The organism is Pseudomonas sp. SWRI92, assembly GCF_014268685.1.
Lineage (GTDB): Bacteria > Pseudomonadota > Gammaproteobacteria > Pseudomonadales > Pseudomonadaceae > Aquipseudomonas > Aquipseudomonas marvdashtae.
The window spans coordinates 399,530-423,490 of the sequence record NZ_JABWQY010000002.1 but is presented as its reverse complement, the minus strand read 5'-3'; the positions used below and the strand labels follow the sequence as shown (position 1 = coordinate 423,490).

25 protein-coding genes and 2 pseudogenes are annotated in these 23,961 nt (G+C 61.5%); 12 read left to right on the top strand and 15 right to left on the bottom strand.

Annotated features, from left to right (window positions below; genetic code table 11):
• Window positions 1-31: 31 nt before the first annotated feature.
• Window positions 32-613 (bottom strand): mechanosensitive ion channel family protein, encoded by a 582-nt coding sequence (locus HU762_RS05240; RefSeq protein ID WP_186633808.1) that lies wholly within the window; start codon window positions 611-613, stop codon window positions 32-34.
• Window positions 613-2,523 carry an ATP-binding cassette domain-containing protein gene (locus tag HU762_RS05235; RefSeq protein WP_186633805.1) on the bottom strand — a complete coding sequence of 637 codons (1,911 nt, stop codon included), beginning with the start codon at window positions 2,521-2,523 and terminating at the stop codon, window positions 613-615. The genes HU762_RS05240 and HU762_RS05235 overlap by 1 nt, the downstream gene beginning before the upstream one ends.
• 50 nt (window positions 2,524-2,573) lie before the next feature.
• On the opposite strand from HU762_RS05235, the gene HU762_RS05230 reads away from it, so the two are divergent.
• Window positions 2,574-3,038, top strand: a complete 465-nt coding sequence (locus HU762_RS05230) for a TIGR02444 family protein (protein ID WP_186633802.1) — start codon at window positions 2,574-2,576, stop codon at window positions 3,036-3,038.
• Here HU762_RS05230 and HU762_RS05225 read toward each other — a convergent pair.
• Window positions 3,035-4,201 (bottom strand): AlgP family protein, encoded by a 1,167-nt coding sequence (locus HU762_RS05225; protein WP_186633799.1) that lies wholly within the window; start codon window positions 4,199-4,201, stop codon window positions 3,035-3,037. The genes HU762_RS05230 and HU762_RS05225 overlap by 4 nt on opposite strands.
• Window positions 4,202-4,394: 193 nt before the next feature.
• On the opposite strand from HU762_RS05225, the gene HU762_RS05220 reads away from it, so the two are divergent.
• The gene (locus HU762_RS05220) at window positions 4,395-5,060 is read left to right on the top strand and encodes an FKBP-type peptidyl-prolyl cis-trans isomerase (RefSeq protein ID WP_186633796.1); all 666 of its coding nucleotides are present in this window, start codon (window positions 4,395-4,397) and stop codon (window positions 5,058-5,060) included.
• A gap of 56 nt (window positions 5,061-5,116) precedes the next feature.
• On the opposite strand, the gene HU762_RS05215 is transcribed toward HU762_RS05220, so the two are convergent.
• The 8 genes and pseudogenes from HU762_RS05215 to HU762_RS26685 all read right to left on the bottom strand — a co-directional run.
• Window positions 5,117-5,575 carry an Rsd/AlgQ family anti-sigma factor gene (locus tag HU762_RS05215; protein ID WP_039590209.1) on the bottom strand — a complete coding sequence of 153 codons (459 nt, stop codon included), beginning with the start codon at window positions 5,573-5,575 and terminating at the stop codon, window positions 5,117-5,119.
• Between the two features lie 176 nt (window positions 5,576-5,751).
• A complete protein-coding gene (locus HU762_RS05210) occupies window positions 5,752-6,294 on the bottom strand; it encodes a disulfide bond formation protein B (protein ID WP_186633794.1) in 543 nt (180 codons plus the stop codon).
• Window positions 6,295-6,531: 237 nt separating this feature from the next.
• Window positions 6,532-7,779 carry a heme biosynthesis protein HemY gene (locus HU762_RS05205; RefSeq protein WP_186633791.1) on the bottom strand — a complete coding sequence of 416 codons (1,248 nt, stop codon included), beginning with the start codon at window positions 7,777-7,779 and terminating at the stop codon, window positions 6,532-6,534.
• The gene (locus HU762_RS26695; protein WP_346656837.1) at window positions 7,776-8,906 is read right to left on the bottom strand and encodes a uroporphyrinogen-III C-methyltransferase; all 1,131 of its coding nucleotides are present in this window, start codon (window positions 8,904-8,906) and stop codon (window positions 7,776-7,778) included. Before HU762_RS26695 ends, HU762_RS05205 begins: the two co-directional genes overlap by 4 nt.
• A 36-nt stretch (window positions 8,907-8,942) precedes the next feature.
• Window positions 8,943-9,689, bottom strand: a pseudogene (locus HU762_RS26690) (uroporphyrinogen-III synthase); the annotation flags it as partial.
• Window positions 9,686-10,627: a hydroxymethylbilane synthase gene (gene hemC / locus HU762_RS05195; RefSeq protein ID WP_186633784.1), complete on the bottom strand. Its 942-nt coding sequence runs from the start codon at window positions 10,625-10,627 to the stop codon at window positions 9,686-9,688. The gene hemC and the pseudogene HU762_RS26690, both read right to left, overlap by 4 nt.
• 125 nt (window positions 10,628-10,752) lie before the next feature.
• Complete coding sequence (locus tag HU762_RS05190) at window positions 10,753-11,499, bottom strand: LytTR family DNA-binding domain-containing protein (RefSeq protein WP_186612734.1); 747 nt, start codon at window positions 11,497-11,499, stop codon at window positions 10,753-10,755.
• Window positions 11,496-11,663 (bottom strand): annotated as a pseudogene (locus HU762_RS26685) (sensor histidine kinase); the annotation flags it as partial. The gene HU762_RS05190 and the pseudogene HU762_RS26685, both read right to left, overlap by 4 nt.
• Window positions 11,664-11,954: 291 nt before the next feature.
• Between HU762_RS26685 and argH the strand changes: the two are divergent.
• Window positions 11,955-13,349 (top strand): argininosuccinate lyase, encoded by a 1,395-nt coding sequence (argH, locus tag HU762_RS05185; protein ID WP_186633781.1) that lies wholly within the window; start codon window positions 11,955-11,957, stop codon window positions 13,347-13,349.
• A gap of 106 nt (window positions 13,350-13,455) precedes the next feature.
• Here the strand turns inward: argH and HU762_RS05180 are convergent, their stop codons facing one another.
• Window positions 13,456-14,115, bottom strand: a complete 660-nt coding sequence (locus tag HU762_RS05180; protein WP_186633778.1) for a glutathione S-transferase — start codon at window positions 14,113-14,115, stop codon at window positions 13,456-13,458.
• 124 nt (window positions 14,116-14,239) lie between these two features.
• Between HU762_RS05180 and HU762_RS05175 the strand changes: the two genes are divergently transcribed.
• From HU762_RS05175 to HU762_RS05165, 3 genes are all read left to right on the top strand, one after another.
• A complete protein-coding gene (locus tag HU762_RS05175; protein ID WP_186633775.1) occupies window positions 14,240-14,524 on the top strand; it encodes a hypothetical protein in 285 nt (94 codons plus the stop codon).
• 270 nt (window positions 14,525-14,794) lie between these two features.
• On the top strand, window positions 14,795-15,040 hold the full coding sequence (locus HU762_RS05170; RefSeq protein WP_150724924.1) for a TIGR02647 family protein: 246 nt from the start codon (window positions 14,795-14,797) through the stop codon (window positions 15,038-15,040).
• A gap of 180 nt (window positions 15,041-15,220) precedes the next feature.
• Window positions 15,221-18,064: a class I adenylate cyclase gene (locus tag HU762_RS05165; RefSeq protein WP_186633772.1), complete on the top strand. Its 2,844-nt coding sequence runs from the start codon at window positions 15,221-15,223 to the stop codon at window positions 18,062-18,064.
• Window positions 18,065-18,071: 7 nt separating this feature from the next.
• On the opposite strand, the gene rnk is transcribed toward HU762_RS05165, so the two are convergent.
• The 3 genes from rnk to cyaY form a co-directional block, all read right to left on the bottom strand.
• Window positions 18,072-18,482, bottom strand: coding sequence for a nucleoside diphosphate kinase regulator (gene rnk / locus HU762_RS05160; RefSeq protein ID WP_186633769.1), 411 nt, complete (start codon window positions 18,480-18,482; stop codon window positions 18,072-18,074).
• 110 nt (window positions 18,483-18,592) lie between these two features.
• Window positions 18,593-18,823 carry a DUF1289 domain-containing protein gene (locus HU762_RS05155; RefSeq protein ID WP_186633765.1) on the bottom strand — a complete coding sequence of 77 codons (231 nt, stop codon included), beginning with the start codon at window positions 18,821-18,823 and terminating at the stop codon, window positions 18,593-18,595.
• A 4-nt stretch (window positions 18,824-18,827) separates the two neighbouring features.
• Window positions 18,828-19,160 (bottom strand): iron donor protein CyaY, encoded by a 333-nt coding sequence (gene cyaY, locus HU762_RS05150; RefSeq protein ID WP_186633762.1) that lies wholly within the window; start codon window positions 19,158-19,160, stop codon window positions 18,828-18,830.
• Between the two features lie 184 nt (window positions 19,161-19,344).
• On the opposite strand from cyaY, the gene HU762_RS05145 reads away from it, so the two are divergent.
• Genes HU762_RS05145 through HU762_RS05120 form a run of 6 tightly spaced genes read left to right on the top strand, consistent with a single transcriptional unit; the run spans window position 19,345 to window position 23,957 of the window.
• Window positions 19,345-19,524, top strand: a complete 180-nt coding sequence (locus HU762_RS05145) for a lipoprotein (protein WP_186612719.1) — start codon at window positions 19,345-19,347, stop codon at window positions 19,522-19,524.
• 9 nt (window positions 19,525-19,533) lie between these two features.
• Window positions 19,534-20,781, top strand: coding sequence for a diaminopimelate decarboxylase (gene lysA, locus HU762_RS05140; protein ID WP_186633759.1), 1,248 nt, complete (start codon window positions 19,534-19,536; stop codon window positions 20,779-20,781).
• A gap of 4 nt (window positions 20,782-20,785) precedes the next feature.
• Window positions 20,786-21,616 (top strand): diaminopimelate epimerase, encoded by an 831-nt coding sequence (gene dapF, locus HU762_RS05135; RefSeq protein ID WP_186633756.1) that lies wholly within the window; start codon window positions 20,786-20,788, stop codon window positions 21,614-21,616.
• 13 nt (window positions 21,617-21,629) lie between these two features.
• Window positions 21,630-22,355, top strand: coding sequence for a DUF484 family protein (locus HU762_RS05130; RefSeq protein ID WP_186633754.1), 726 nt, complete (start codon window positions 21,630-21,632; stop codon window positions 22,353-22,355).
• A gap of 1 nt (window position 22,356) precedes the next feature.
• The gene (gene xerC, locus HU762_RS05125; RefSeq protein ID WP_186633750.1) at window positions 22,357-23,256 is read left to right on the top strand and encodes a tyrosine recombinase XerC; all 900 of its coding nucleotides are present in this window, start codon (window positions 22,357-22,359) and stop codon (window positions 23,254-23,256) included.
• A complete protein-coding gene (locus HU762_RS05120) occupies window positions 23,253-23,957 on the top strand; it encodes an HAD-IA family hydrolase (protein ID WP_186633747.1) in 705 nt (234 codons plus the stop codon). The genes xerC and HU762_RS05120 overlap by 4 nt, the downstream gene beginning before the upstream one ends.
• Window positions 23,958-23,961: the final 4 nt, after the last annotated feature.

Sequence of the window (23,961 nt, the reverse complement as noted above, 5' to 3'; positions counted from 1 at the left end):
CCGTTTTTTTCAGAAACCCAAGGGAATCGGTCTACTCGACGAAACCGCCGACCGGAAAGGCCTCGCTGCCACGCCAGCGGCGGACCGAACGCTGGAAGAACAGACTATTGGGCACTTGCACCATGGAACTACCGGTACCCAGTTCTTCGGGTTCGATCAGTGTGGTGTAGAGCAGATTGATGGCCACGACCCGCCCCTTGATGCCGGGTTTGTCGGTGGACTCTACCAGCTCGACCACATCACCGAGGCGGAACGGCCCGACGGTGTAGATCAGGATGGCGCACAGCAGGTTCGACAGCACGCTCCAGATCGCGAAGAACGCCACCGCCGCCACCGCGACGAACCCCGACAACGCGGTCCACAGCACCGTGGCAGACACGCCCAGGCGCTCCAGGGCCACCAGCACCGCGCTGCCCATGATCAGCCAGCGCAGCACGCCGCGCAGGATGATCACCAACTGGGTCGGCAATGGGTAGCGTTCGCCAAGGCCCGTCAGCGCGCGCGCCACGAAACGTTGGGCAACATATCCTGACAACAGGATCAGCAGGATTTGCACGCCGAGCCAGATCGGCTCGATCCACATGACGGGTATGGGCAAGGACAACGCTTCCATCAGGACAACGCCTCCAGCTCCGCTTGCAGGTTTTCGAGCAATTCCAGGGCTAGCATCCACGCCTCCTCAAGTTCCGCTTCCTTGACCTTCAGCCGGGCCTGTTCAGCCAGCAGATCACGCAGCTCATCCTTGCGTGCTGCCTCGTAAAGACCGCTATCGCCAAGGCTGGTTTCGATTTTCTGCAGTTTTTCATGCAGCTTGCCCAGCTCGGCTTCGAGCTTGTCGGCCTCGCGCTTGTGCGGTGCCAATTGTTGACGCAACGCCGCGGCGGCTTGGCGCTGGGCTTTCTTGTCGGTCTTGTCGGGGTTCACCGGCGTGTTGCTGACCGGTGCGTTGCGCTGGCGATATTCCACCAGCCAGCGCGCATAGTCTTCGAGGTCGCCATCGAACTCTTCGACTTTGCCGTCGGCCACCAGGAAAAAGTTGTCCGTGGTGCTCTTGAGCAAGTGCCGATCGTGGGACACCACCAGCACCGCGCCGCTGAATTCCTGCAACGCCATGGTCAGGGCCAGGCGCATTTCCAGGTCCAGGTGGTTGGTCGGTTCGTCGAGCAGTAGCAGGTTGGGTCGGTCCCAGGCGATCAACGCCAGCGCCAGTCGAGCCTTCTCGCCACCGGAGAAGTTCAGCACCGGTTCGTCGATCCGCGCGCCGCGGAAGTCAAAACCGCCAAGGAAATCCCGCAGTGTCTGCTCGCGTTCGGTCGGCGCCAGGCGTTGCAGATGCAGCAGCGGGCTGGCCTTGGCATCCAGGGAATCCAATTGATGCTGGGCGAAATAACCGACCACGGTGTTTTCACCCCGCGTCAGGCGTCCGGCCAACGGCTGCAGCTCACCGGAAAGGTTTTTGATCAGGGTCGATTTGCCCGCACCGTTAGGCCCCAGCAGACCGATTCGCGCACCGGGGGTCAATTGCAACTTGACCTTCTCCAGAACGGTTTTGTCACCATAGCCCAATCGCGCGTCGGACAGATCGATCAGCGGACTGGATATCTTGGACGATTCGCGGAAGACAAAATCGAACGGCGAATCGACATGGGCCGCCGACAGCTCTTCCATCCGCTCCAGGGCCTTGATCCGGCTCTGGGCCTGGCGGGCCTTGGTGGCCTGGGCCTTGAAACGCGCGATGTAGCTCTCCATGTGCGCACGCTGCGCCTGCTGCTTCTCGTACGCCTGCTGCTGCTGCGCCAGGCGCTCGGCGCGGGCACGCTCGAAGGCACTGTAACCGCCGCGGTACAAGGTGATCTTGCGCTGGTCGACGTGCGCCACGTGATCCACCACAGCGTCGAGGAAGTCGCGGTCGTGGGAAATCAGCAGCAGCGTGCCAGGATAATTCTTGAGCCAGTCCTCAAGCCAAATGATGGCGTCGAGGTCCAAGTGGTTGGTCGGCTCATCGAGCAGCAGCAAGTCCGACGGGCACATGAGGGCTTGTGCGAGGTTCAGGCGCATCCGCCAGCCGCCGGAGAAATCGCCGACCTGGCGATCCATCTGCTCGTTGGTAAAACCCAGCCCGGCCAGCAACTTCCGCGCACGGGCATCGGCGGTGTAGCCATCGGCGCTATCGAGCTCGGAATGCAGGCGGGCCTGGGCGGCGCCATCATGGGCCGCTTCGGCGGCTTCAAGGTCGCGCTGAACCTGACGCAGACGCAAGTCGCCGTCGAGCACATAATCCACCGCCAGGCGTTCGAGCGTATCGACCTCCTGACGCATATGGGCGATGCGCCAATCGGCCGGCAGGAAGCAATCGCCGGAATCGGGGTGCAACTCGCCGCGCAACAAAGCGAACAGGCTTGATTTGCCGGCGCCGTTGGCGCCGATGAGGCCGGCTTTGTGGCCGGCGTGCAGGGTCAGCTCGGCGTCTTCTAGCAGACGTTGCGGGCCACGCTGTAAAGTCAGGTTCTGAAGTCGAATCATAATGGCGGCGGAGTCTACCAGCTTCGCTCGCAACTGGCGCGAGTAGCACGATGTCCTCTGATCTATGGAGCTTTGCGGTCAACCTTTACGCCAAGCCTGGCGTGGAGCCTGCATGCCTGGCGCTGCAGGCGTGCGGCGGGAACGTCTGCCTGATGCTTTGTGGGCTGTGGCTGGAACGACGCGGTGTGGTGTGCAACGAACAGCGGCTGCAACAGCTGCGACAGCTGGCCGAGCCTTGGGACGCAGCGGTCGTCCAACCGTTGCGCACGTTGCGTACCCGATGGAAAGAGCACGCCCTCCGGGACACAGGGCTGAGTGATCTTCGCGAACAGGTCAAGAGGCTGGAACTGGAAGCCGAACGGCAATTGCTCGAACGATTGGAGGCAGCGGCCGAGGACTGGCCAGAAGGACAACAGCGAGATGCAGCGCAATGGCTGCCCAGGCTGGCGGCGAGCACCGACCTAGCCAACCACGACGCGCTGCATCAGCTGCGCGTCGCGGTATCGGGTACTTAAGAAGCGCTGGGTGTCGTGGTGCTCGATGCCGTGGCGACGCTTGGATTCAGCGCCGGTGCTGGCGTGCTCGCCGCAGGAGCGGGTGTCGCTGCTGGCGTGGTTGCTGGAGCCGCAGGCTTGGCAGCTGGAGCAGCCGCCGGTTTTGCCGCAACGGGCTTCTTCACGGCCGGCTTCGCAGCGGGCTTGGCAGCAGGTTTTGCAGCGGCCGGCTTGGTCGCGGCGGGTTTCGCAGCAGGCTTGGCAGCGGGTTTAGCCGCAGCCTTGGCCGCAGCCTTGGCAGCAGTTGGCTTGGCCGCAGGCTTGGCAACTGACTTGGCCGCGGCGGGTTTCGCAGCAGCAGTCTTGGTTGCCGCAGGCTTGGTTGCCGGTTTGGCAGCGGCAGGTTTTGCAGTTGCTTTGGCAGCAGGTTTGGCAGCAGGTTTGGCAGCAGCAGTTTTCGTCGCAGCGGGTTTGGCGGCGACGGTCTTAGCGGCAGGCTTGGCAACCGGTTTGGCGGTTGCTTTTGCAGCAGGCTTGACGGCAGCAGGTTTGGCGGCCGCGGTTTTTGCCGCAGGCTTGGCGGCAACCTTGGTGGAGGCCGTTTTCGCGACAGGTTTCACAGCGCTGGCGGCAGCGGTTTTTTTCGCGGCAGGTTTGGCCGCCGGCTTGCCAGGCGCTTTTGCCACAGCCTTGACGGCCGGCTTGGCAACCACCTTGGCTGCGGGTTTTGCCGCGACAGGTTTAGCGGCCGGTTTTTTGGCCGATACAGCGGCAGGCTTGGCAGCACGAAGACTCAGCGCCTTGCTCGCAGCTTCCTGGACGCGACCGACACCTTGGGCCAGCTTCAGGCTTTCCTGGGCATCACGTTTGAGCTGGAGGATGTACGCGCGGGTTTCGGATTGACGATCCTTCAAGGCATCGAGCAGGTTTTCGAGTTCTTTCACGCCGTCCTTGGCCTTGGCTTGTGCCTTGGCCTTGCCGGCGGTTGCAGCGTCTTGCAGCTTGGTGCGCGACTTGTGCAGTTTTTCCTGCGCCTTACCGCGTTGCTTTTCCAGTTTGGCGAGCAGTTTTTCAGCATCAGCCAGGGCTTGGGAGCAGGCATTTTCCAGATGTTCGAGCAAGCTTCCCGAGAGTTGTTGGAGCAAGTGCAACGGAGTATTTACAGGCTTCTTGGTGGCCGACATGGTTTACCTCCTGACTGACGTGAGTGCGGCTCATACTAGACCTCTGCTGCAACCGCCGCTAGGGCATGTTGACACTACTCATGGCGTTGCGTTGCACGAGACAAAAAATCTTCTGCGCCGTCGCCTGGGCAACTCGCTTTTATTGATATCGGCACTGGCATAATCCCTCGAATCGAGGCCGGAGAAAGTACACATGTCGCGTCACCTTTTTTTACTCCTTTGCATGGTTTGCTCCACGGCTCAGGCCGCCGAAAAAACCAACGCAAACGATGCCCGCGACCTGGCCTACAGTCTCGGCGCAAGCCTGGGCGAACGCCTGCGCCAAGACGTGCCCGACCTCCAGATACAGGCTCTGGTCGAAGGTCTGCAACAAGCCTACCTCGGCAAGCCATTGGCCTTGAAGGATGAACGCATCGAACGAATCCTGGCCGAACACCAGGCGCAATTGACGGCGCAGTCGGCAACACCGCAAGAAGCAATGGCGCTGAAGACAGAGCAGAAATTTCTCAGCGAGGAAAAAAACCGGCCAGGCGTCCAGCAACTGCCGGACGGCATTCTGCTGACCGAACTCAAGTCAGGCAGCGGCGCGAAAGCCGGACTCCACGGCAAGGTCCAGGTGCGGTATGTCGGTAAATTGCCTGACGGCACCGTATTCGATTCCAACCATCAAGCGCAGTGGTTCAATCTCGACAGCGTGATTGATGGTTGGCGCAGTGCGCTGCCACAGATGCCGGTGGGCGCGAAGTGGCGGTTGGTGATTCCTTCCACCCTGGCCTATGGCGCCGAAGGTGCCGGGGACCTGATTCCGCCGTTCACGCCACTGGTGTTTGAAATCGAGTTGCTCGGCGCGACGACCTGAAGCTTGAAACGAAAAACGGTGCGCAATGCGCACCGTTTCCTGTTACCGCGATTCCCTCAAGCCTGGACCGCAGCCTCTTCCTTGTGGGCGTTGTGCAGCACTTCGATCAGGCAGTCTTCCAGTTCGAAACGCTCATGCAGCAAGCCGCCCAGTTCCTTGAATTTTTCCGCTACGCATTTGCCTTCATCGCAGAGGTCATTGAAAGCCAACAGCTTCTCGGTGATGACGTCGATGCGTGGATAAATCGTATCGGCCAGTTCCAGGCCACGCTTGTCGTTGAAGGCCTTGGCCTCGCCCGTCAGTTGCTCGTAAATCTCGAAATGACCAGCTGATACATAGTCCACCAGCACACCGCAAAATTCTTGCAGCGGCTTGCGACTTTCACTCAGTGCTTCAGGCTTGTCGCCAAGAGCATCATAGGCTCGAACCAGTTCGTGACGCTCCTGCAACCAGCGGTCGATTAGCAGATGCACTCCACCCCAGCGTTCCTGAGCATTCTGACAACTTTCGAGCATGGTGATTTCTTCCCTTCTGAGTCATGCCCCTCGCAGTCTGAAACACGCCTGTATGACCAGGGGCAAGCCAGACACAACATGATCGAGTGGCATGATTCCAATGATACGTGCGAGCCAGATTATGCCCGCACGACAGCTGCTTCAAGGTACGCAGGAGATAAAGTTCATACAAGTGTTTAATCCAGCGCCCGGACCAACTGCGACGTCTTGCCGCTAAAGGGCCGTAGCAGGGCATTCCAGGCCAGGCGCAACAGCAGGTAGGTCATCGAAACAGATACAGCGAGAAAAAACAGCAGGCTCCATTCGGGAACGCTCAGATCGAACAACGTCCAGGTGATGTTCGTGCAGTCGGACGCACCATTGGCAACGTGACGCATGGCGTGCCACCAGGAATCTGCCCCCCTCAAGTGGGTAATGCAGTCAGGCAAAAGCTCATCGGAATCGGTCTGCGCCAGAACATTTCGCCACGCCAGGGCCAGCCCTGCCGACGCAAAAATCACCGCCGTTGCTGCATAAACCATGCTACCCCTTCGCCCTGGGCCATGTACGCATGCACCAAGGCAATTAATCAGGAACAGCATCAGGCATAACCGCTGCAGAATGCACAGGCTGCAGGGGGAAAGGCCGACCGCGTATTCCAGATAACTGGAAACGCCCAAAGCCAAGGCTGCTGCGATGGAAGCCATGAGAAACAAGAAGCGTGAGCTGGCCAAAGACATGGCGGTTCCGTAACAGGAGAGACAAGCTGTTACGGTAGAGGAAAGCCCTCAGGCCTTTCAAGGCAGGCTGTTGCGGAGAGTTCGCCAGGAGTGTAGGGAATTCCCGACAGACATCATGGGACATAGCGTCATCAGCCGTAGGACTTTGCTGAAGGCCCGCCGGGAGCCCCTAAATCGGACGAAATTCACGCTTCCCCGCTAACGCTAACAGTGCCTTCGCCACAAACAACATCCGTCTCAAGTGCCCAGGACTTGGGACGAAACCGGCAAGGGTGCCGCCAGCAAGCGTTCATCCAGCAATCCCAAGCCCTCCTGGAACAACTGATTACTGCGCTCGGCATCCCCCAGCTGTGCCAGCAACCGGGCCAGCTCCGCACACGCCTCGGGATTGCGCTGGGCCCGCAGGCTGCTTTCGAGATAATCCCTGGCCTTGCCCCACAAACTGTTTTGCAGGCACAGGCGCCCCAACGTCAGGAGCAGGCTCGGATCGTTCGGATGGTCCTTGAGCCAACCCTCGGCCGCTTGCAGTTGCCGGATCGGATCACCACCACGAACCAAACCGTACAAACGCGCCAGGTGGCTGTCGTAATGGCGCTTGAGCGCGGCCCGCAACACCTCTTCGGCTTCCACTTGGGCTCCCAGTTGCCGAAGTTGCTCGGCGTAGGCCAATACCAGTGCCGGCTCCTGGCGCTGGGCGGAGGTCAGCTGTTGCCAGGCGCGGCTGAGCGATTGCAAGCCGACGCTGCCATCGGTTTCGCGTTGAGCCGCCAGGGTGAGGTTCTCGCCCCAAGCCCGACGCTCCAGTTCCGCCAGTTCGGCCGCTGGCAGGACCTTGTCCTTGCGCAACTCCGGCAACAGCCGGATCACCGCCGACCAATCCCCGCGTTGCTGGTGCAGTCGCTGGAGTTGGCGCAAGGTCTGGGCGTTATGGGGATGGCGTTCGTGCATGGCTTGCAGCGTGCTCAGCGCACCGTCGGTGTCGCCCCGATCCGTCTGCAGTTGCGCATGCGTCAAAGCAATGGCCAGCTCAGCCTGGGGCTGGCGCTCCAGGGCACGCTCCAGCAGACTGTCGCTTTGCTCGTAGAGGCCTTGCTCATTGGCCGCACGGGCGGCACCGAGGTAATACAGCAGGGGTTGGCGCTCGGCTTCGGCGGCACGATGCAAATGTCGCTGGGCGCTGGCCCAGCGCCCTTCGGCCAAATCCAACTGGCCGTGTTCGATCGCCACTTGCACGCGACGGCTGCGGTTGCGTCGCGACCATGGGTTGACCACTCCGGTGGAAGTGGTTACCAGCCCGATCAACGCACTCACGCCCCGCCACACCAGCCAGAGCACCGCCACCAACGCCAGGGTGACCCAGAGTCCGGCTTCGTAACGGAAATTCTTGTACGCCACCAGCACGTAACCCGAATGCTCGGCAATCGCCATGCCGAGCACGGCGGCAACGGCAATGACGACGAACAGAATCACGTAGAGGCGTTTCATGGCGTGGTCTCCTGCTCGCCCGCCTTGGGCATCGGCTTGACCGATTCCTCGGCATTCACATTGCGGCGTTCAAGATAGGCCTGGACGGCGCTCAGGGTGCCGGTCAGGTCCGGCGTGACCACCGTCACTGGCGACTTGCTCAGTTCAACGACTCGCTCAAGCATGACTTTGCTCTGCGGGTTGTCCTGATTGAAATTGTTCTTGAGCACGTCACGAGCTTCGGCCAGCGCCTGGGTATACACCGCTGCCTGGCCGTTGAGGGCGGCCCATTGCGCCTGCTCCAGCGCCAGGCTCAAGGCCAGGCGCACCTGCATCAGGCTCTGCCCGGCCAGGAGCGGGCGGACGTTTTCGTCGGCATTGAAATCGATGCGGATGTAACGCGAGATTCGATCCCACCACTGCGCCCACCGGCTGGCGCCATCGCCATCGGCAGTCAGGCCCAACAGCGATTCACCGCGATCCTTATATTCGGGAGCCACCTCCGAAAGCTGCAGCACCTGGTCACGCAGGGCGCCCAGTTGCAGGAACAGCCCGGTGCGATCCGGTTGTTCGGTACTGCGCAGCGCGGCAAGGGTCTTGGCCAACTGCTCGCGAGCAGCGAACGAGCCCGGGTCGTTCTGTTCGCGCAGGATTTCGTCCGCGCCCTGAACCAGCGCCTGAGCGCTGCTGATGTCCTGCAGGGCGGAAAGACGCAGGCTGGCCAGGCGCAACAAATGCTCGGCTTCGGCCAGGCGCCAATCCTTGCGGCTGGCACCGAGCACGGTTTCCAGGCGCTGATTGAGGCGTTGCTGGTCGCCTTGCAGCTGGGCGACCTGGCGCCGCCGCTCTTCCAGCTCTTGGGCCGGTGGCAGTTGCTCCAGGCGCTCACTCAGGCGTTGATCATTGAGCTTCAGGCTCTGAGCCTGGTCATTGAGCGCCTGGACCTGGGCGGATTGCTGTTGGGTGTTGGCTTGCAAGTGACGCACTTGCCAGATGCCCCAACCACCCACGGCTACGCCAGCGGCGCCCAACAACAACGCGACAATTGCCAGCCCGTTGCCGCGACGCGGCGCCATAGGGGCCGGCGTTTCAATCGAAGCTTCGATCGCTGGCTGGTCTTGATCTTTTGGCAAGGCTGTTTCGCTCACGTATCCATCCTTTGCATTAGAAAACGGCACGGACTGTTCCCGTAAAGCCGCCAGCAAAGCCGCGGCGCTGGCGCCACGGCAATCCACAACTGTCCGGGCCCCGGCGGCACGCGCCAACTCGGCGACCCTGGGGCTTGGAACAAACAATGGTAGCCGCGCCAGGGCGGGCCACGCTTCACCGGCAAGCCGGTGTAGATGCTCGAAGCTCTGCCCACTGCTGACCACCAGCGCGTTCAGGCGTTCCGCTTCAACCTTCGACGGCAACTCACCTTCGTGGTAATGCGGCAGGCCGCGCCGGTACAGCTCCAGATAATCGACACTAGCACCTTGCTCGCGCAAACGCTCCGCCAGCAAGCCGCGCCCGCCTTCACCACGCACGATCAAGACACGGGGCCCGGGCCGTTCGATAGCCTTCCGCAACGCTGCAAGTTCAAGCAAGGCTTCGCTGTCATCGCCATTATCAGGATAAGAAACGCTAAGGCCGGCGTCGGCAAGAATTTGCCCCGTCGCGGCCCCTACGCTGAACCATGGCAGCTGCGGCGGATGCGCCCCGTGTTGGCGCAACAGCTCCACGCACAGACGCGCGGCGGGTTTGCTGACCACAATCACCGCACAATACTGATCCAGCGCCTTGAGCATGGCGAGCCCGGACTCGGACACGGGGATCGGCTCGATATCCAATAACGGCAGGCTGCTGCTATAGACTCCCGCTTGCGCCAACACAGCCGCCAGGGCCGAAGACTCGTCCGCCGGCCGGGTGAGCAGCAGCCGCCACCCCGTCACGCGTGGCCTGCCTCGCCGTAGACTTTCTTGAGGATTTCGTCGGCGCCCTGGCTCAACAGGTCTTCGGCGACCCGCACACCCAAAGCTTCGGCGTCGCGGCGCGGCGCCCGTGCCTCGGCGCTGAGCAGTTGCTCACCGCTCGGATCGCCCACCAGGCCGCGCAACCAGACCTGTTCTCCTTCAAGCACGGCGTAGCAGGCAATCGGTACCTGGCAACCGCCGTTCAGATGCTTGTTCAGGGCTCGCTCAGCGAAGACTCGCACCGCGGTGTCTTCATGGTGCAGCGGCGCCAGCAGGGCATGGATTTCGCTGTCCGCGCCGCGGCACTCGATACCCACCGCACCCTGTCCACCGGCGGGCAGGCTGTCATCGACGCTGATGGCTGAGGTGATGCGGTCCTCGAAGCCCAGGCGTATCAAGCCGGCGGCGGCCAAGATGATCGCGTCATACTCGCCGGCATCGAGCTTGGCCAGGCGCGTGTTGACGTTGCCTCGCAGGAAACGGATCTGCAGGTCGGGACGACGGCTCAGCAATTGCGCCTGGCGACGCAGGCTGGACGTGCCCACCACGCTCCCGGCAGGCAGCGCTTCCAGGCTGGGAAATGTATTGGAGACGAATGCATCGCGCGGATCTTCCCGCTCGCAAATACAGAAAAGGCCCAGGCCTTCAGGGAAGTCCATGGGCACATCTTTCATGGAATGCACGGCAATGTCGGCTTCGTTGTCCAACAAGGCGGTCTCAAGCTCCTTGACGAACAGGCCCTTGCCACCGATTTTCGACAGCGGCGAGTCCAGCAGCTTGTCGCCGCGACTGACCATGGGCACCAGCGTCACGGTCAGGCCTGGATGGGCGCTCTCGAGGCGGGCTTTGACGTATTCGGCCTGCCAGAGGGCCAGGGCACTTTTACGGGTGGCGATGCGGATCTCGCGAGGGGACATGGATCAATCCGTACTTAAAAGATACGGCAGATAATAACAGCTCAACCAAATCCGCTTTGACTTGAATCACGACGCTGATGCCTCCCTGGCCGCCGGTCCCGAAAACGCATCGCTTTGGAAAGATACTAGAGCTGCTGCATCATTTTGCGGACGCCCGCCACATGTCGTCGGCTGACAATCAACGCATCGCCGTTGAGCCCCTTTAGATAAAGCTGGAAATGTCCCAGGGGGGTGCGCTGCAAACGTTCGATACGTTCACGAGCCACCAAGGCATTGCGGTGGATGCGCACGAATCGCTCACCGAACTCATCCTCAAGTGCCTTGAGTGGCTCGTCCAGCAGCACTTCGCCGCTTTCATGACGCAAGGTCACGTATTTATGGTCCGCGATGAAATAGACCACCTGGTTCAAGGGGATCAGCTCGATCCCCTTGCGAGTCCGCGCGCTGATATGGCTGCGCGGACCGCTGCCGCTTTCCGCAGCCGGACGCGTGAGCGCTGCCAGTTGCGTGCGGTTAGGCCGCTCTGCCTTGCGCAGCGCCTCTTCCAGCGCCTCGGCAGAAACCGGCTTGATCAAATAACCCACGGCACCGGCCTGCAACACCTCAGGAGGAAAATCGTCCCGAGTGGTACAGAACACCACCGCAGGCGGTGACTCTCGTTCGCACAGCTTTGCCGCGACCTGCAAGCCGTCCAAGCCAGGCATGCGAATGTCGAGCAGCACGATATCCGGTTTGTGGCTGTCGATAAGGGCCAATGCCTCTTCGCCATTGGTGGCGCTCGGCTCCAGGACACTGTAACCCTCGAGTTCACCGAGCGTTCGGCTCAGGCGCTCGCGGGCCAGTGGTTCGTCGTCAACGATCAGGACATTCATATTGCGCTGGATTCCTGCGTGAGTCTCGCACAAGGATAGCGTAGACAGGGGAAGTGACATCCGTCACCGCGATCCACGCTAAGACTCGTTCGAGGGCCAAAAAGTGCCGCGAGGCGGTTGCCTATCTTTACCAGCGCTTGCCGACCGATGCTCGAGGCCTGTTGTCGCACAGCGTCGCCACAGGGATTGTGATCGCTCGATCTGACCAATATGAGTACCCCCCTTCTTTATGGGTGCGTCCGATGCGTCCTGGATGAAAAAGCAAAACCCCTACCGTCCACTGTAGACGGTTGCCAAGACGATATTGCTCAATCGAAAAATAACCTTGTGCAAAAAACCCGCTGGAAGCCGGCAAAAAACCTGCCGACCAGTGCCAGCGCCAGCCCCGGCAACCCTGTTATCATCCGCCGCAGCCTTCAACCGCTAATTTTTTCCAGCCGATCACGAGCGAATTCATGAGCACTGACAAGACCAATCAGTCCTGGGGCGGCCGCTTCAGTGAACCCGTCGACGCCTTCGTCGCCCGCTTCACCGCCTCCGTCAACTTCGACCAGCGCCTGTATCGCCACGACATCATGGGCTCGATCGCCCACGCCACCATGCTGGCCAAGGTCGGCGTGCTCACCGATGCCGAGCGCGACAGCATCATCGATGGCCTGAAGACCATCCAGGGCGAAATCGAGGCCGGCCAGTTCGACTGGCGTGTCGACCTTGAAGACGTGCACATGAACATCGAGGCGCGCCTGACCGACCGCATCGGCGTAACCGGCAAGAAGCTGCATACCGGTCGCAGCCGCAACGACCAGGTCGCCACCGACATCCGCCTGTGGTTGCGCGATGAAATCGACCTGATCCTGGCTGAGATCACTCGCCTGCAAAAAGGCCTGCTGGAGCAAGCCGAGCGCGAGGCCGAGAGCATCATGCCGGGCTTCACGCACCTGCAAACCGCACAACCTGTAACGTTTGGGCATCACATGCTCGCCTGGTTCGAAATGCTCAGCCGCGACTACGAGCGCCTGCAGGATTGCCGCAAGCGCACCAACCGCATGCCCCTGGGCAGCGCCGCGCTGGCCGGCACGACCTACCCGATCGACCGTGAATACACCGCGCAGCTGCTGGGCTTCGACGCCGTGGGCGGCAACTCGCTGGATAATGTCTCGGACCGCGATTTCGCCATTGAATTCTGCGCCGCGGCGAGCATCGCCATGATGCATCTGTCGCGGTTCTCCGAAGAGCTGGTGCTCTGGACCAGCGCACAATTCCAGTTCATCGATTTGCCTGATCGCTTCTGCACCGGCAGCTCGATCATGCCGCAAAAGAAAAACCCCGACGTGCCGGAACTGGTAAGGGGCAAGAGCGGCCGAGTGTTCGGCGCTCTGATGGGCCTGCTGACCCTGATGAAAGGCCAGCCGTTGGCCTACAACAAGGACAACCAGGAAGACAAGGAACCGCTGTTCGACGCCGCCGATACGCTGCGCGATTCGCTGCGAGCCTTTGCCGATATGATCCCGGCCATCAAGCCCAAGCATGCGATCATGCGTGAAGCGGCCCTGCGCGGGTTCTCCACCGCCACCGACCTGGCTGACTACCTGGTGCGCCGTGGCCTGCCGTTCCGTGATTGCCATGAAATCGTCGGCCACGCCGTGAAGTACGGCGTGGACAATGGCAAGGACTTGGCGGAGATGAGCCTGGACGAGCTGCGCCAGTTCAGCGATCAGATCGAGCAGGACGTGTTTGCGGTGTTGACCCTGGAAGGTTCGGTCAACGCCCGTGACCACATCGGTGGTACCGCACCCGCCCAAGTGAAAGCCGCAGTCGTTCGAGGCCAGGCGCTGCTCGCCAGCCGCTAACGCCTGAAAGCTTGCGGGCAAGCCCGCCCTCACATTGGATCTTTGGTGAACAAAGGTCTGGTTGGGGGCGGGTTTGTCTTGCCGGATCCTTCAGAACAGCAAGAAATCACTTCCGGGCGGAAATCTTCGCCAAGAACGCTGGCATCTCTGCGTCCCGATCCGCTGCGATCCGTTGCACGTGCGGATTCTCTCCCAACAGCTCCATCAAGGCCCTGGCAGCGGGCATATCCGCCAGCAGGTCGACATCGAACACCTTCTTGCCCACCTGCAAGACCAGCGAAAGGCTGTAGTAAAAATACAGATCAGCGATGCTCAAGCTGTCGCCCGCCACGTAGGGGGCGAACTTGCCGTGCCGGCCGAGCGAAGCAAACCCAAGCAACAGCTCGCCCTTGGATTTTTCCTTGATCGCGTCGGGCACCGACATGCCGAAAAACGCCTCGGGGTAACAGACACGCCCGGGCAGCTCGATGTACAGCTCGATTTCCCGGCACAACGCCAACGCCTGGGCGCGCTCGAATGGATCGGCGGGCAACAGGGCCTTGCCCGGCTGGGTCTGCTCGATGTATTCCAGGATTACGCTGGTCTCGTTGATAAATCCCTGTTCGGTCTTGAGCACCGGCACCTTGCCCCGAGGGCTGATGGCCAGCGCTTCAGGGGTCTGGCCGCCGTAGAACTGAACCTCTTCGAAGGGAAGCCCCTTCTCCAGCAGCGCCAGCTTGACCATGTTGTAATAATTGCTGACGGAAAAACCATAGAGCTTGAGCATGACATAGCCTCCAGGCCGTGCGGGGTTGGCAGCCTTGCGTTATAGACTGCCGGCGCGTTTCGTGCCAGGCGCATCACGCCGCTGAATGCAGGTAAACTGGCGGCCTTTCCTACAGGAGCCTGCCATGAGCGAGCCAACCGATATCGACAACGACGAAGAAGAGTTCGTCGAGAACACACTGATCCAGGCCATCGAGAACCAGATCGAAAGCGACAACCCGCCAGCGGCCAAGGCTACGTTCAACAAGTTGACCCTGGTGGGTTATGAGCGCGACGATATCCTCAACCTGATGGCCCATGTGTTGGCGGTGGAAATCGACGCGATCCTGGAAGAAGACCGCCCGTTCAATACCGAATGGTACGAAACTGCCTTGCGCGCATTGCCTGAGTTGCCGCCGGAAAAGAACTGAACCGACAGGCAAAGTTGCTTCTGTGGCAAGCCTCCTGTGGCGAGGGGATTTATCCCCGCCGGGGCGCGAAGCGGCCCAAAAAAAGTGGACTCATTACGATTCTGGGCCTGCTGCGCAGTCCAGCGGGGATAAATCCCCTCGCCACAAGGAACCTGCCTGGACTCACTACAAAAAAACAAAAAAAGCATGACACTGATACTGGACAGCTCGGCCGAGTGCGCTCACCTTAGTGGCGCTGTCGACCCAATTCCTAGAAAGTCTGGAGTCCTTATGTCGCTTACCCCTGAGCTGGTTGCCGAACTGGAAATCCTTGCACTCTTCAACCTGGACAGTTCCCAGGAAGGCCTGAAAATTCATCAGACCGCTGCCCCCAAAGCCATCGCCGCTGCCAAGCGCCTGTTTGAAAAAGACCTGATAGACCAACCCGATGGCGGTTATCTGACCAGCCTGGGACGTGATGCCGCGCAAAATGTGCAAACGGTCTTGACGATACTCCGCGCCGAAGAAACCGCCTGAACTTTTTCCCCTCGCCCACGGAAATCCCTTTGCATCGGGATTTCCGCAGGCGCTTAGGCTTCGCTCGTAAAAAATTCTGACGCCACATCATTTTTCAGCTTAAGAATTCCGGGGACCGGGCGCTAACCTGCCATCACCTGTGTTTTCCCACGTCGACGCCGCGAGCCGGTTTGAGCTGACATGACCCGTAACCACGAGATACGCCCCGATCTGGACGAGGGAATCGACCGCAAGGTCCTGAGCCAATTGCGCGCGCGTTTTCTCAAGCTCAATACCGGCCGGATGGAGCGTGCCCTGGAAGGATTGTCGACCCGCCAGCAAGGCGTGCTGACGCTGCTCCCGCTGTTTTTCCACGTCAATCATCCGCTGCTGCCCGGCTACGTCTCGGGCAGCACGCCCGCCGGCATGTCCAATTACGAGCCCGACGCCAACGTCCTCACCGAGGCGCAACGGCTGACCCGTTCGTTTTCCTACAAGCCGCGCCACGGCAGCAACCCACCGCGACCCATTCTCGGCCTGTTCCTGATGGGCAGCCTCGGCACCCTGGCCCAGGCCGACCAGAGCGACATGGACGTATGGGTATGCCACGGGCCGGACCTGAGCGACGATGAATTGGCCGAGCTGCGCAAAAAATGCCAGCTCCTGGAAATCTGGGCCGCTACCCAAGGCGCCGAAGCCCATTTTTTCCTCATCGACCCGGCACGGTTCGTCCGCGGCGAGCGGGACAACCAACTCAGTTCGGACGACTGCGGCACCACCCAACACTATTTGTTGCTGGACGAGTTCTACCGCACGGCGATCTGGCTAGCTGGCCGTACGCCGATCTGGTGGCTGGTGCCGGTCTACGAAGAGGAAAACTACGAGCAATACACCCATACGCTGGTCTCCAAGCGCTTCATTCGCACGGACGAAACGCTGGATCTGGGGCATCTGGCCTACATCCCGCCTGGAGAATTCATCGGCGCCGGGCTCTGGCAGCTGTTCAAGGGCATCGAATCGCCCTACAAATCGGTGCTCAAACTGCTGCTGACCGAGGTCTACGCCAGCGAGCACCCCGACGTGCGCTGCCTGAGCCTGCGTTTCAAGCAGGCGGTGTTCGCCAATCGCCTGGACCTGGACGAGCTCGACCCGTACATGGTGGTTTACCGCCGCCTTGAGGAATACCTCATCGCCCGCGGCGAACCGGAGCGCCTGGAGCTGATACGCCGAGCGCTGTACCTGAAAGTCAATCGCAAGCTCACCGGCCAAGCTCGCAGCAGCGGCTGGCAACGCAACCTGCTGGAGCGACTGGCCCGTGAATGGGGCTGGGACCAGCGGCAGTTGGCGCTGCTGGACAGCCGCAGCCAGTGGAAAGTGCGCCAGGTCAGCCATGAGCGACGAGCGCTGGTGAATGAGCTGACCTACAGTTATCGCTTCCTGACGCAGTTCGCCCGCACCGAGAAAACCGTCAGCCTGATCAACAAGCGCGACCTCAACGTCCTTGGCCGGCGGCTGTATGCGGCGTTCGAGCGCAAGGCCGACAAAGTCGAGTTCATCAACCCAGGCATTGCCCCGGACTTGGCCGAAGATACCCTCACGCTGGTGCAGGCACCGAACAAGAAAGAGCCGGGACAGAACCAGTGGGGCTTGTACAACGGCAGCCTGAACGCCCTGGAATGGGAAAATTTCGCGCCGATCAAGCGCAGCCGCGAACTGCTCGAGTTGCTCACCTGGTGCCATCGCAACGGCGTGATCGACAGCAGCACACGCCTGGCGCTGCACCCCGGCGACAGCGACCTGAGCGAGTTCGAACTGTTCAACCTGCTGGGCAGCCTGCAACAATCCATCGCCCTGCCCCTGGCCACGGTGGACGAAGAACCGCTGCTACGCGCCAGCGTACCCAGTGAAGTGCTGATTCTGGTCAACGTCGGTGTCGACCCGCTCAAGCATCACCGCGACCTGAACATCCTGATGACCACCGAGCGCACCGATTCCCTGAGCTATGCCGGGGTTCGGGAAAACCTCGTGCTGACCCTCGACCAGGTCACGCTCAATAGCTGGAACGAAGTGCTGGTCACCCGTTTCGACGGCGAACACGCCCTGCTCGACTGCTTGCGCGATTACCTCAATGACCTGCCTGCCGCACAACCCCAGCCACGCTTGCAGGTACGCTGCTTCTGTCACAACCGTGCGCAATTCATCGCGCGACGGGTCGAAGAAGTCATCGAGACCGCCCAGACCCTGCTGCTGAGCAAGCTCAACTATCGCTATCTGCTCAAGGTCCAGCAGCACTTTCACGTGTTGGAGCTGGTTCCGGGCCAAGTCAATCACGTGGCGCTGGGCAGTCTGTCAGCACTGATGGATTACCTGGGCGAAGAACTGACCGCCTACAGCCCGCTGCACCTGGACTCGATGGCGCTGGAAGATCACGACGTGGCCCTCATCCTGCCCATGGGCCAGCCCGAGTGCATCCAGGTATTCTACCGGGTCCATGAGGAAGAAGCCGAGCTGTACGTGCTTGATGAACTCAACGCCTTATGGCAGCAGCGCTTGCCTTATCACGATGAACAAAGCCTGCTGGTGCCGCTGCAACGCTTCCTGCAATCGGTGCTCTATCGCCGCGACGCGTTGCTGCCAATGGATGCCTCCCAGCCCCCGACGCTGGAGATCCTGCATTACCAGCTACTGCCTTCGGGCACCGGACGCGCCCGACGTGTCGAAGCGCGGCAAGCGCCGCAGACACCGGTCAACAAGCCTTTTTATGACGTACAAGCGATCATCGGCAAAGCGGCGCACGGTCAGGTGCACGTCACCCTTTATTGCGATCAACGGGAGTTTTCAGAGTTGGAGCATGGCGACCAACTGTTCCGCGTGGTCGCCAGGGAGATCGTCGGCCAGCGCCGCGAGGCCGAGCGCTATCGTTGCTACATCACCGACCTGGACCTCTCGGGCCTGGTGGGCGACGGCGCCTGCTCAAGTATCTTGTTCTTGCGCTACAAGGCCGACCTGGAGCGGGCGTTGAACGAGGCATTGAATCAAGTCTGAGACCGATTCAGAACGCGCAGTGGCCGCCATTGATCGGCTGCGACTCGACTTCCAGCAGCGTCAGCTTCAGCGTCTTGCCACCCGGCGCCGGCCAGTCGATATGCTGGCCTACCTTCAGCCCCAGCAGGGCACTACCCACCGGAGCCAGAATCGAAATCTTGCCCTCGTCGGCGTTGGCGTCCTGTGGATAAACCAACGTCAGGTGGTAATCCTTGCCGCTGCTTTCCTCGCGGCAGTGCACACGCGAGTTCATGGTCACGACATCGGCGGGCACTTCATCGTGGCCGACTAGTGTATCGGCACGATCCAGTTCGGTTTGCAACGCGATCACACCCGGAAGCGTTTCATCCAGGCTGTCGATCAAGCGCTCCAGACGTTGTACATCCAGGCGAGTAAGGGTGATGGAAGGTGCGGTCATGATCCAGGCAGACTCCTTTCTTCTGCACGAAAAAAGCAAAACCCCGCCACATAACGACGGGGTTTTCACGGGCCTCGATGAGTTGAGGCGTTGCTGGACACTACCACAGCTCAATAAATATACAACCCAAGGGATCTGCGCTTGGCCGCCTCGGCACAGATCACCCGCCGACGCTCGTCATCAGCCGAGCGCCATTCACGGATATCCTCCACGTGCCGGAAACAACCGAGGCAGACTTTGTGCTCATCCAGCTTGCACACGCTGGTGCAAGGCGACGGGACGGCGGGGCTCACGTTGCTATAGAGCGGCTTGGGTGGCCGCGCCGGGGTTGGCTGAGTCACGAAATCACAGGCCTTCGAAATCGAGTTCCGCGCCAGCCTGCTGCATGACGATACGCTCGAGCATCTCGCCCAACTGCTCTTCGCTCTTGTCGCACATCCAGCGCTCGCTTTCCTCGTCGTAATCGAAATGAAAGCCGCCGGAGACCGCCGCCAGCCACAACTGCCGCAATGGCTCCTGGCGACTGAAGATCAGCTGGCTGCCGTTTTCGAACTTGACGGTCAGCACACCGGCGGAGCTTTCCAGGTCGATGTCCAGGCCACTGTCATCGAACACATCCTCCAGCGTTTGCTGGGTCGCATCGACCAGGTCGTGGAAACGGGCTTCAGTCAAACTCATTGCGGCAACCTCGAAAATGTCTGCTCATGCTCAAGCGCCGCAAGATACGGACGCTTCCCGATGATTGCAAAGGATATACCGATTGACGACAGCAGCGCCGCCGGACGGGCGCCCCGTTGCATAGGCAAGCTGACGGGTGGCCGGTATACTCCGGCGCAATTAAAGCATTTTCAAGGATTTCGCCATGAAGCGCCTGATCTCTTCCCTTGCTGCGCTCGTCGCGGTTGCCTGCCTCGTGACAGCCTGTGGTCAAAAAGGTCCGCTGTACCTGCCTGATGACAGCAAGTCTCCTGAAGAACAGGCAGAACAGGCCAAGTCGTCGCAATCCAAGTCACATTCGCACGACACTCAAACTACCTACTAAGGGACCGCCATGGACGCTTTTAACTACCGTGGCGGGGAGCTGTTCGCGGAAGGGGTTGCCCTGTCCGCGATCGCCGAGCGTTTCGGCACGCCGACCTACGTCTATTCCCGTGCCCATATCGAAGCCCAGTACCGCACGTTCGCCGATGCGCTGACAGGCATGCCGCACCTGGTGTGCTTCGCGGTGAAAGCCAACTCGAACCTGGGCGTGCTCAACGTCCTGGCTCGCCTTGGCGCCGGCTTCGACATTGTTTCCGGCGGCGAGCTGGAACGCGTTCTGGCCGCTGGCGGCAGCCCCGACAAGATCGTCTTCTCCGGTGTCGGCAAGACCCGCGAAGACATGCGCCGCGCCCTGGAAATCGGCGTGCACTGCTTCAACATCGAATCCACCGATGAGCTCGAGCGCCTGCAAGTCGTCGCTGCCGAGCTGGGCGTCCGCGCGCCGATTTCCCTGCGCGTGAATCCAGACGTCGATGCCGGAACCCATCCGTACATTTCCACCGGCCTGAAGGAAAACAAGTTCGGCATCGCCATTGCCGATGCCGAAGACGTGTACGTGCGCGCCGCCCAACTGCCGAACCTGGAAGTGTTGGGCGTCGATTGCCATATCGGCTCGCAGCTGACCACCCTCGAACCGTTCATCGACGCCCTCGACCGCCTGCTGGCCCTGGTCGATCGCCTCGGTGATTGCGGCATCTACCTGCGTCACATCGACCTGGGCGGCGGTGTCGGCGTGCGCTATCGCGACGAAGAGCCGCCACTCGTGGCCGACTACATCAAGACCGTGCGTGAGCGCCTCGAAGGCCGGGACCTGGCGTTGATGTTCGAGCCGGGTCGCTACATCGTCGCCAACGCCGGCGTGTTGTTGACCCAGGTCGAGTACCTCAAGCACACCGAGCACAAGGATTTCGCCATCGTCGACGCGGCCATGAACGACCTGATCCGCCCGGCGCTGTACCAGGCCTGGATGGACGTCACCGCCGTGCGCCCTCGCGAAACCGCATCCCGCAACTACGACATCGTCGGACCGATTTGTGAAACCGGCGATTTTCTGGCCAAGGGTCGGGAGCTGGCGCTGGAAGAAGGCGACCTGCTGGCCGTGCATTCGGCCGGTGCCTATGGGTTTGTCATGAGTTCCAACTACAACACCCGCGGGCGCTGCGCCGAGGTGCTGGTGGACGGTGATCAGGCATTCGAAGTGCGTCGCCGCGAGACGGTAGCCGAGTTGTTTGCTGGCGAAAGCCTGCTGCCGGAGTAAAACCATGCTGCTGCGTTTTACCAAGATGCACGGCCTGGGCAATGACTTCATGGTCCTCGACCTGGTCAGCCAGCACGCGCACATCCTGCCCAAGCACGCCAAGCAATGGGGTGACCGGCACACCGGTATCGGCTTCGATCAATTGCTGATCGTCGAAGCGCCGAATAACCCGGACGTGGATTTCCGTTATCGGATCTTCAACGCCGACGGTTCGGAAGTCGAGCAATGCGGCAACGGTGCGCGCTGCTTCGCCCGCTTCGTGCTGGACAAGCGCCTGACCGCCAAGCGGCAGATTCGCGTCGAGACCAAAAGCGGCATCATCGAACTGGATGTTCGCAGCGACGGCCAGATCGGCGTCAACATGGGCGCTCCACGCCTGGTACCGGCGGACATTCCCTTCCAGGCACCGAGCCAGGCCCTGAGCTATCAGGTGGACGTCGACGGTACCTCGGTGGAATTGGCGGCGGTGTCCATGGGCAACCCTCATGCCGTACTGCGCGTAGACGATATCAACAGCGCGCCAGTGCATGAGCTGGGGCCGAAGATCGAGCATCACCCGCGTTTCCCTGCCCGGGTCAACGTGGGCTTCCTGCAGGTCATCGACCGCCACCGCGCGCAACTGCGCGTCTGGGAACGCGGGGCCGGGGAAACCCAGGCTTGCGGCACCGGCGCCTGCGCCGCCGCCGTCGCCGCGATCAGCCAAGGCTGGATGGATTCACCGCTGCTGATCGACCTGCCCGGCGGGCGTTTGTCCATCGAATGGGCAGGCCCAGGCCAACCGGTGCTGATGACCGGCCCGGCCGTACGCGTATACGAAGGACAAGTTCGTCTTTGAGTGAGTCAAACCCATGACCGACAAGCCACAGGTTCCAGCCCCGCAGCCCGACGAATCCCCGAGCCAGAACCCTGAAGCCGCGGCAGTGGCCGCGTATCTGGAGGCTCATCCGGACTTCTTCGTCGAGCATGAAGATCTGCTCGCAACGATGCGCATCCCCCATCGGCGCGGCGACACCGTGTCGCTGGTCGAGCACCAGATGAAAATCCTGCGCGAGCGCAATATCGAAATGCGCCATCGCCTTTCGCACCTGATGGACGTTGCTCGCGACAATGACCGACTCTTCGACAAGACCCGTCGCCTGATCCTGACCTTGATGGACGCCAGCACCCTCGAAGACGTGGTGATGGGTGTCGAGGACAGCCTGCGGCAGGATTTCCAGGTGCCTTTTGTCAGCCTGATCCTGTTTGGCGACAACGCCATGCCGGTGGGCCGGTGGGTGACCCACGCTGAAGCGCAGACGGCCATCGGCGGCCTGCTCACGGAAGACAAAAGCGTCAGCGGCAGCCTGCGCGAGCATGAGCTGGACTTCCTGTTTGGCGAAGAACAACGCAAGCAGATCGGCTCCACTGCCGTCGTCGCCATCGCCCACCAGGGCGTGCACGGCGTGCTGGCCATCGCCAGCCGCGATCCGCAGCACTATAAAAGCTCGGTGGGCACGCTGTTCCTGAGCTACATCGCCGAAGTGACCGGCCGGGTGCTCCCACGGGTGGCCGGTTCGCTGCGTTCGGTACGCTGAGATGGAGCGGCAACTGGAGGCCTACTGCGAACACCTGCGCAGTGAGCGCCAGGTGTCGCCTCATACGTTGTCGGCCTATCGCCGCGACCTGGAGAAAGTGCTGGGCTGGTGCCAGAAACAGAACATCGGCAGTTGGTCAGCCCTGGATATCCAACGCCTGCGCAGCCTGATCGCTCGCTTGCATCAACAGGGGCAATCGTCCCGCAGCCTGGCACGGCTGCTATCGGCGGTGCGCGGTTTGTATCAGTACCTCAATCGCGAAGGCCTGTGCGATCACGACCCTGCCACCGGCTTGGCACCGCCCAAGGGCGAACGCCGCCTGCCGAAGACCCTCGATACCGACCGCGCCCTGCAGCTACTGGAAGGTGCCGTCGAGGATGACTTCATGGCGCGACGGGACCAGGCAATTCTCGAGCTGTTCTATTCCTCCGGGTTGCGGCTTTCAGAGCTGACGGGGCTGAACCTGGATCAACTGGACCTGGCCGATGGCATGGTCCAGGTGCTCGGCAAGGGCAGCAAGACGCGCCTGCTGCCCATCGGCCGCAAGGCCCGCGAAGCCCTGGAGCTGTGGCTGCCGCTGCGGGCGCTGACCAACCCGGCCGACGACGCGGTTTTTGTTGGCTTGCAGGGCCGGCGCCTCGGCCCGCGGGCCATCCAACTCCGCGTCAAGGCCGCCGGCGAGCGTGAACTGGGGCAGAACCTGCACCCACACATGCTCAGGCATTCATTCGCCAGCCACCTGTTGGAATCCTCCCAGGACCTGCGTGCCGTCCAGGAACTGCTCGGCCACTCGGACATCAAGACCACCCAGATCTACACCCACCTGGATTTCCAGCACCTGGCGACGGTCTATGACAGTGCCCATCCCCGGGCCAAACGCATCAAGGGCGACGAATCATGACCATCGAGCTCATCACTTTCGACCTGGACGACACGCTATGGGACACCGCCCCGGTGATCGCCAGCGCCGAAGCGGTCCTGCGCCAGTGGCTGACCGACAACGCGCCGGACCTGGGCGATTTTCCGGTGGAGCGCTTGTGGGCGATCCGCACGCAAGTACTCAGCGAAGAACCGGACCTCAAGCACCGCATCAGCGCACTGCGTCGGCGAGTACTGTTCCGGGCGCTGCAAGATGCCGGTTACGACCAGTGGCGTGCCTCGGAGCTGGCAGACCAGGGTTTCGAGGCGTTCCTGCATGCACGGCATCAGCTGGAGGTCTTCCCCGACGTGCAGCCGACCCTGGAAATCCTGGCCAATCATTTCGCTCTTGGCGTCGTCACTAACGGCAACGCCGACGTGCGTCGCCTGGGGCTGGCGGACTACTTCAAGTTCGCCCTGTGCGCCGAAGACATCGGCATCGCCAAGCCAGACGCGCGGCTGTTTCACGAGGCCCTGCAACGGGGTGGCGCCACGGCGCAGACGGCCGTGCATGTCGGCGATCATCCGGGTGATGACATCTCCGGCGCCCAACAAGCCGGCCTGCGCGCCGTGTGGTTCAACCCGGCGGGCAAAGCCTGGGACGCCGATCACGCCCCGGACGCGGAGATCCGCAGCCTGACCGAACTGCCGGGATTACTGGCAGGGTGGCATAGCCAGCGCTGAACCC

Coding starts and splice junctions, on each gene's coding strand:
- HU762_RS05130 (WP_186633754.1), top strand. CDS start 21,630: ATGACCGACAAGCCACAGGTTCCAGCCCCGCAGCCCGACGAATCCCCG.
- dapF (WP_186633756.1), top strand. CDS start 20,786: ATGCTGCTGCGTTTTACCAAGATGCACGGCCTGGGCAATGACTTCATG.
- HU762_RS05235 (WP_186633805.1), bottom strand. CDS start 2,523: ATGATTCGACTTCAGAACCTGACTTTACAGCGTGGCCCGCAACGTCTG.
- HU762_RS05180 (WP_186633778.1), bottom strand. CDS start 14,115: ATGCTCAAGCTCTATGGTTTTTCCGTCAGCAATTATTACAACATGGTC.
- HU762_RS05215 (WP_039590209.1), bottom strand. CDS start 5,575: ATGCTCGAAAGTTGTCAGAATGCTCAGGAACGCTGGGGTGGAGTGCAT.
- HU762_RS05210 (WP_186633794.1), bottom strand. CDS start 6,294: ATGTCTTTGGCCAGCTCACGCTTCTTGTTTCTCATGGCTTCCATCGCA.
- HU762_RS05225 (WP_186633799.1), bottom strand. CDS start 4,201: ATGTCGGCCACCAAGAAGCCTGTAAATACTCCGTTGCACTTGCTCCAA.
- HU762_RS05120 (WP_186633747.1), top strand. CDS start 23,253: ATGACCATCGAGCTCATCACTTTCGACCTGGACGACACGCTATGGGAC.
- xerC (WP_186633750.1), top strand. CDS start 22,357: ATGGAGCGGCAACTGGAGGCCTACTGCGAACACCTGCGCAGTGAGCGC.
- cyaY (WP_186633762.1), bottom strand. CDS start 19,160: ATGAGTTTGACTGAAGCCCGTTTCCACGACCTGGTCGATGCGACCCAG.
- argH (WP_186633781.1), top strand. CDS start 11,955: ATGAGCACTGACAAGACCAATCAGTCCTGGGGCGGCCGCTTCAGTGAA.
- HU762_RS05165 (WP_186633772.1), top strand. CDS start 15,221: ATGACCCGTAACCACGAGATACGCCCCGATCTGGACGAGGGAATCGAC.
- HU762_RS05145 (WP_186612719.1), top strand. CDS start 19,345: ATGAAGCGCCTGATCTCTTCCCTTGCTGCGCTCGTCGCGGTTGCCTGC.
- HU762_RS05190 (WP_186612734.1), bottom strand. CDS start 11,499: ATGAATGTCCTGATCGTTGACGACGAACCACTGGCCCGCGAGCGCCTG.
- lysA (WP_186633759.1), top strand. CDS start 19,534: ATGGACGCTTTTAACTACCGTGGCGGGGAGCTGTTCGCGGAAGGGGTT.
- HU762_RS05205 (WP_186633791.1), bottom strand. CDS start 7,779: ATGAAACGCCTCTACGTGATTCTGTTCGTCGTCATTGCCGTTGCCGCC.
- HU762_RS05175 (WP_186633775.1), top strand. CDS start 14,240: ATGAGCGAGCCAACCGATATCGACAACGACGAAGAAGAGTTCGTCGAG.
- HU762_RS05170 (WP_150724924.1), top strand. CDS start 14,795: ATGTCGCTTACCCCTGAGCTGGTTGCCGAACTGGAAATCCTTGCACTC.
- HU762_RS05220 (WP_186633796.1), top strand. CDS start 4,395: ATGTCGCGTCACCTTTTTTTACTCCTTTGCATGGTTTGCTCCACGGCT.
- HU762_RS05240 (WP_186633808.1), bottom strand. CDS start 613: ATGGAAGCGTTGTCCTTGCCCATACCCGTCATGTGGATCGAGCCGATC.
- HU762_RS05230 (WP_186633802.1), top strand. CDS start 2,574: ATGTCCTCTGATCTATGGAGCTTTGCGGTCAACCTTTACGCCAAGCCT.
- hemC (WP_186633784.1), bottom strand. CDS start 10,627: ATGTCCCCTCGCGAGATCCGCATCGCCACCCGTAAAAGTGCCCTGGCC.
- rnk (WP_186633769.1), bottom strand. CDS start 18,482: ATGACCGCACCTTCCATCACCCTTACTCGCCTGGATGTACAACGTCTG.